This window comes from Nostocoides sp. (assembly GCF_035343835.1).
Classification (GTDB): domain Bacteria; phylum Actinomycetota; class Actinomycetes; order Actinomycetales; family Dermatophilaceae; genus Nostocoides_A; species Nostocoides_A vanveenii.
Map to the genome: position 1 here is coordinate 1 of NZ_DAOQZV010000210.1, position 5,735 is coordinate 5,735.

The 5,735-nt window shown below is 69.7% G+C and carries 6 protein-coding genes; all 6 read right to left on the reverse strand.

Going from position 1 to position 5,735, the window contains the following annotated elements; all coding sequences use genetic code 11:
• On the reverse strand, positions 1–736 hold a 736-nt coding region (locus PKH97_RS12985), incomplete at its 3' end, for a lysophospholipid acyltransferase family protein (RefSeq protein WP_324387917.1).
• Positions 733–1,602: a phosphatase PAP2 family protein gene (locus PKH97_RS12990; RefSeq protein WP_324387918.1), complete on the reverse strand. Its 870-nt coding sequence runs from the start codon at positions 1,600–1,602 to the stop codon at positions 733–735. The genes PKH97_RS12990 and PKH97_RS12985, both read right to left, overlap by 4 nt.
• Positions 1,599–3,170, reverse strand: coding sequence for a glutamine-hydrolyzing GMP synthase (gene guaA / locus PKH97_RS12995; protein WP_324387920.1), 1,572 nt, complete (start codon positions 3,168–3,170; stop codon positions 1,599–1,601). The genes PKH97_RS12990 and guaA overlap by 4 nt, the downstream gene beginning before the upstream one ends.
• Positions 3,167–3,535, reverse strand: a complete 369-nt coding sequence (locus PKH97_RS13000) for a DUF3817 domain-containing protein (protein WP_324387921.1) — start codon at positions 3,533–3,535, stop codon at positions 3,167–3,169. Before PKH97_RS13000 ends, guaA begins: the two co-directional genes overlap by 4 nt.
• Entirely contained in the window at positions 3,532–4,335 is an 804-nt protein-coding gene (locus PKH97_RS13005; RefSeq protein ID WP_324387922.1) for an SURF1 family protein, read from the reverse strand. The genes PKH97_RS13000 and PKH97_RS13005 overlap by 4 nt, the downstream gene beginning before the upstream one ends.
• A gap of 70 nt (positions 4,336–4,405) precedes the next feature.
• The coding region (locus PKH97_RS13010; protein ID WP_324387924.1) for a beta-propeller fold lactonase family protein at positions 4,406–5,735 on the reverse strand (1,330 nt) is incomplete at its 5' end.

Here is a 5,735-nt window from a genome sequence, read left to right on the forward strand (position 1 = left end):
CGGCTCCATCCAGTTCGGCATTGACATCGCTGGCATACCGGCCGGAGCGCTCCTGGCCCGACATGGCACCGATGGCGTCGGTGACGGCGTCGGTGATCGCCCGCAGCAGCGCGGCCTTGCGGAACTGCTCCTGCAGCGGCGCGATGTCGATGGCCGGCCCGAACTCCACGGTGATCTTGGCCGGCCGCGGGATGGTGACATCCGGCGGCTGCAGCTTCGCGGTGCCCGTCAAAGCACACGGGATGATCGGTGCCCCGGTGCTCAAGGCAAGCCGCGCGACCCCGGTGCGCCCGCGGTGGAGTCGACCGTCGCGCGAGCGCGTCCCCTCGGGGTAGATGCCGAAGGCCCCACCTTCGGCCAGCACCCGCTCGGCGATGTGCAGCGACTCCGCGGCCGCGCGCGCGTCCGAGCGCTCCACCGGAATGGTGCCGAAGGAACGGAACCACGAGCGCATGAAGGCCCCCTTGACCCCCGTGCCCTGGAAGTACTCCGCCTTGCCCAGGAAGCTCACCCGCCGGCCCGAAGCCAGCGGGATGACCATCGAGTCGCTGAACGAGAGGTGGTTGCTGGCGATGATCGCCGGGCTGCCCGCCGGCGGCACGTGCTCGCGCCCCTTGATCGTCGGGCGGGCGAGGGCATAGAAAGCGGGGCCGATCACCACCCACCGCATGAAGGAATCGAGGACGACATTGCTGTCACCGATGTGCTGGTCGACCGGATCGAGGTCCGAGTTCACGCCTGCTTCCCCCCTGTAGGCGGATTGCGGAAGATCCGCCGATCGGCGACCAGCGAGATCGCGCCCAGCCCGAGGCCGGTGACCACGGCCATGACAGCCAGCGAGCCGTAGACGAGCGCATTCGCCTTTGAACCCGGCATCGGTGCCATGCCCAACCGGTGCAGGACATAGGCACCGATGAACGCACCGACGACGGCCAGCGCCGTGTTGCCGACGCCCCGGTCGAAGCCGGCAGCCCGCACCCGTGGCCGGTCGACCCAGTGCGCTCCGACGACCAGCGCCAGCACCGACCAGATGACCACGACCGCCACCGCGGCAAGCACATCACCGGGCCGGTGCCAGCGCTCGGCCACGGTCCCGATCCCGGCCCCGCCGGCGACCAGGCCACCGACGAAGCACGCCAGCGGCCGCAGCACCCGCGGGACCGCGATGATCAAGACGGCCGCCATCGACAGGGCAGCGGTCGTATGCCCGCTCGGCATCGACACCGGCAGGTCGAGCCCACCCGGGCTGCGGGTGAGGTATTCGGTCTTGAGCAGTTGGGTCGTCTGGTTCGCCCCGACGACGAGAAGCGGCAGACCGATGGCCACCCGCCAGTGCCGGCCCAGCAAGGCAATGACCATGGCCGCCGCCGTGATCAGAGCCATCGGCAGGACGCGAATCTCGCTCAGCAGCACCTCGATCCGGCCGGCGTGGAAGCGATCGACCCGGAAGGACCGCACCACGTCCTCGTCGAGGATCTGGCCCGCGCGCGTTTTCAGCCCCACGACGACGACGATCGCGAGCAAGAGCAAGCCGCCGACCAGCAGCCAGCAGATGTCGGCAATATCGCGGATCGCCGAGCGACGTACGGGCACCTCGCTCATTCCCACTCGATCGTGCCCGGAGGCTTGCTCGTCACATCGAGGGTGACCCGGTTGACGCCGTCGACCTCATTGGTGATGCGGGTCGAGATGGTGGCGAGCACGTCATAGGGCAGCCGGGTCCAGTCGGCCGTCATGGCGTCCTCCGAGGACACCGGCCGCAGCACGATGGGGTGACCGTAGGTGCGTCCGTCGCCCTGCACACCGACCGAGCGGACGTCAGCGAGCAGGACCACCGGGCACTGCCAAATGGTCCGGTCCAGACCCGCCGCGGTCAACTCGTGCCGGGCGATCTGGTCGGCAGCCCGCAGGGTCGCGAGATTCTCGGCCGTGACCTCGCCGACGATCCGGATGCCCAGGCCCGGGCCGGGGAACGGCTGGCGCCACACGATGGCCTCGGGCACGCCGAGTTCGAGGCCGACTTTGCGGACCTCGTCCTTGAACAGATCGCGCAGCGGCTCGACCAGCGCGAACTGCAGGTCGTCCGGCAGGCCACCGACATTGTGGTGGCTCTTGATATTGGCAGTCCCGGTGCCACCACCGGACTCCACGACGTCGGGGTAGAGCGTGCCCTGGACGAGGAATTCGACCGGGTGGCCCTCGGCTGCGGCCTCGCCGACGACATCGCGCGCGGCCTGCTCGAACACCCGGATGAACTCACGCCCGATGATCTTGCGCTTCTCCTCGGGGTCGCGCACGCCGGCGAGCGCGGTCAGGAACCGCTCACGGGCATCGACGACGACCAGGTGCACACCGGTGGACGCAACGAATTCGCGCTCGACCGCCTCGGCCTCGCCCTCGCGCAAGAGCCCGTGGTCGACGAAGACGCAGGTCAGCCGGTCACCGACGGCCTTGTGGACGAGGGCGGCGGCGACGGAGGAGTCGACGCCGCCGGAGAGCGCGCAGAGCACGCGCTTGTCGCCGACGGTCGCGCGGATCGCCTCCACTTGCTCGTCGATGACGCTCGCGGCATCCCAGTCGGGCGCCAGCCCCGCGCCTGAGTAGAGGAAGTTCTCCAGCACCTCCTGGCCAAAGGTGGAGTGCACGACCTCGGGGTGCCACTGCACGCCGTAAAGCCGGCGCACGTCGTCCTCGAAGGCCGCGACGGGCGCGCCCGCGGTGGTGGCAGTGACCGTCATGCCCTCGGGGGCGACCGACACGCTGTCGCCGTGGCTCATCCATACGGACTGTTCGCGGGGTTGGCCGTGGAAAAGGGTGGAATGTGGCCCGTCGCGGCGCATCGTGGTCTGGCCGTACTCGCGCAAGCCGGTGCGCGCGACCGTGCCGCCGAGAGCGGCGGCCATCGCCTGGAATCCGTAACACATCCCGAATACCGGTATGCCGGCCGCCAGCAGGGCGGCGTCGAGGCTGGGTGCGCCGTCGGCGTAGACCGACGACGGTCCGCCGGAGAGGATGATCGCCGCGGGGTGGCGGGCGATCAGGTCCTCGACGGTGGCCGTATGCGGGACCACCTCGCTGTAGATCCTCGCCTCCCGGACGCGTCGCGCGATCAGCTGGGCGTACTGGGCGCCGTAGTCGACGACGAGGACGGGTCGGCGCGTGCTGGTCACGGCGCCGATGCTACTTGGGGACGTGCGAACTCTGCGGCAACCTTCCGCTCCACGACGAAGGAGAGGAAGGGCACGCAGCCGGCCAGCATGACCCCGACCATCTTCGGCAGCGACCAGCCCGCCTTGAAGCCGAGATTGGCCGTCGCGGCGAGATAGATCATGTAGAGGAAGCCGTGCGGCTGCGGCCACCAGGCCAGCGGGTTGGCCCGGTTGCCGGGGTCGCCATTCCAGTGCAGGAGGTACTGGAAGACCATCTCCACCACCAGGATGAGCAGGCCCACGCCGACGATGAGCGCCATGATCGTGAAAAAGCGCAGCGCGGTGGCGAGCTTGGCGGCATCTCTGCTTTGGGGGTTTGCGGTCATGGCTCCTGCGTCAGGGTCGGTGCGCCGCCGGGTGGCGGCGCGAGAAGCGTGAGGTGCCGGCGTTGCCGGGCGTCTTGCTGGACCATCTTGATCCATAAGAAGAAGGCGAACGCGGCAAAGACCCACCACTGAAGCGCGTAGGCCGCATTGCGACCCTTCAGCCCGGTGTCCGGCCGCGGTGGGGGGATGCGTTCGAGCGCGCCGGGCCGGTCAGCGGCCTGCGGGTCATTGGCGGGCGCCTCGCGCTGGGCGAAGCCGAAGGCGTTATAGATCGCGCCTGGCCAGATGTTGACAAGGCGGGCCAGGTCGACCGACCCGAGTTGGCCGGCCGGATAGCTCTCGGTGGTCGGAGACTCGCCCGGCGCCAGCGAGGCCACGACCGTGGTCTCGCCCGTGGGCGGTGGCGGGGCGGCGGGCACGCTCCCGCCCGCTGCCGGCGGCAGCCAGCCACGAACGACCGGGAAGACCACGCCGGTCGCGCTCTCGGTCATCGGCGTGAGCAGCCAGTAGCCGTCGCGGCCCGCGAGGAGGCGAGCGGGGATGAGGACCTGACCCTCGGCATACGTGCCGGTGACGATGGCGAGGCGGGCGTTCGCGGCGGCCGGGAAGGGCGCATGCGGTGAGAGCAAGGTCGCGAGGGCCACCGGCGGCTGCGCGCGGGCCTTGGCCATCTCCTCGGCCCGGGCCTTGTCCTGGGCGACACCGAGTTGCCAGCGGCCGAGTTGGGTGAAGGCGACGATGATCAGGACCACCAGCGCCAGCAGCGCGAGCCACTTGGGCTTGAGGGCGGTCCGGAGCACCCCGACAGGGTATGTCGCCCGCCTGGTGACCCCGCGAGGTGACCCCGCGAGGGTGGCCGGCGGCGACCCGTCAGCCCTTGAGCTTGGAGTCGTCGAAGACGATCAACGAGCCGCCATAGCAGGCCACCCAGACCTGCTTCTTGGTGGGTTCGTAGGTGATGCCGATGGGCGAGGCGTCCGTGATCACGGTCTGCAGGATGTGCATATCGGAGGTGCGGATCTTGCTCATCGAGGCCGAGCCGTAGTTGACGACATAGATGGCCAGCCCATCACTGGAGATCGCCATCGAGCGGGGCTCGCTCGCCGTCTTGACGGTGGCGAGCACCGCGCCCGTGGCCCGGTCGATCTTGGCGACCGTCCCCGAGGTGTTATTGGTGACGTAGATGACCTTGCCGTCCGGGCTCATGACCAGGTGTCGGGGGCCGTTGCCAGGCTCCGCGAAGGTCGAGACGGCCTTGGTGGCGAGGTCGACGGCGACGATGCGCTGGGAGCCCATGAGCGCGACATACGCGGTCCGGGAGTCGGGCGAGACAACGATGCCGCGGGGGTACTTGCCGCCCAGGTCGATCCGGGCCGTTTCCTTGGTGGTCGTGGCGTCGATGACCGACAGGCTCCACGAGCACCAGTTACTGACGAGGACCTTGCTCGCGTCGGGGGTGATCGCGACATACTTCGGGACCGCCCCCACCGGCACCACGGCATCGACGGCCAGGGTCGAGGTGTTGACCCGATAGGCGTATGACGTGTCGGTCCCGTCGCCCTTGCGGCACGAGTCGAGGCCCTCGGGGCCGAACCCGCTGCCGTACATGGAGTAGTTGGACACCCACGCAGACTTGCCGTCCGGGGTGAAGGCCGCCTCGACGGGCGCGCCCTTGGACACACCCGGGTGGCCGGTGATCCCGAAATCGCTGAGCGTCACCGAGTCCGGGATCGTCTTGAGCAGTGCCCCGTCGGCGCGGAAGACGCTGATCGAGTGGTGATACATCATGTTCTGCGCCACGAGCAGGCCGCCCGGGCCGGCGACGATGGACTTCGGCGACATCGACTGCGAGGCCATCCGCATGGTGCGGACCAGGCTCGTGGCGTCGGACGCGCCAGCGGTGCCCTGCTTTGCTTCGGGGCTGGGGGCCGGCGCGGGGATCTCGGGGGTGACCGCCACGATCGCAGCGGGCTTGACCGGGGCGCTCGTCGTGACGCCCGGCTTGGCGTCGGAAGCGCTGAACAGGCCGCCGACGAAGCCGACGAGGGCCTTGACGGCGAACCAGATCGTCGTCAGCAAGGTGAGCAGGATGATCAGTGCGATGGTCCGGCGCAGGGCGTAGTTGGGGCGCTTGGCCGGCGGGCGTCGTCGGGTAGCGCCGGGTGGCGCTGGTCGGCGCGGGCCCTGCGGGCCGCGGGGT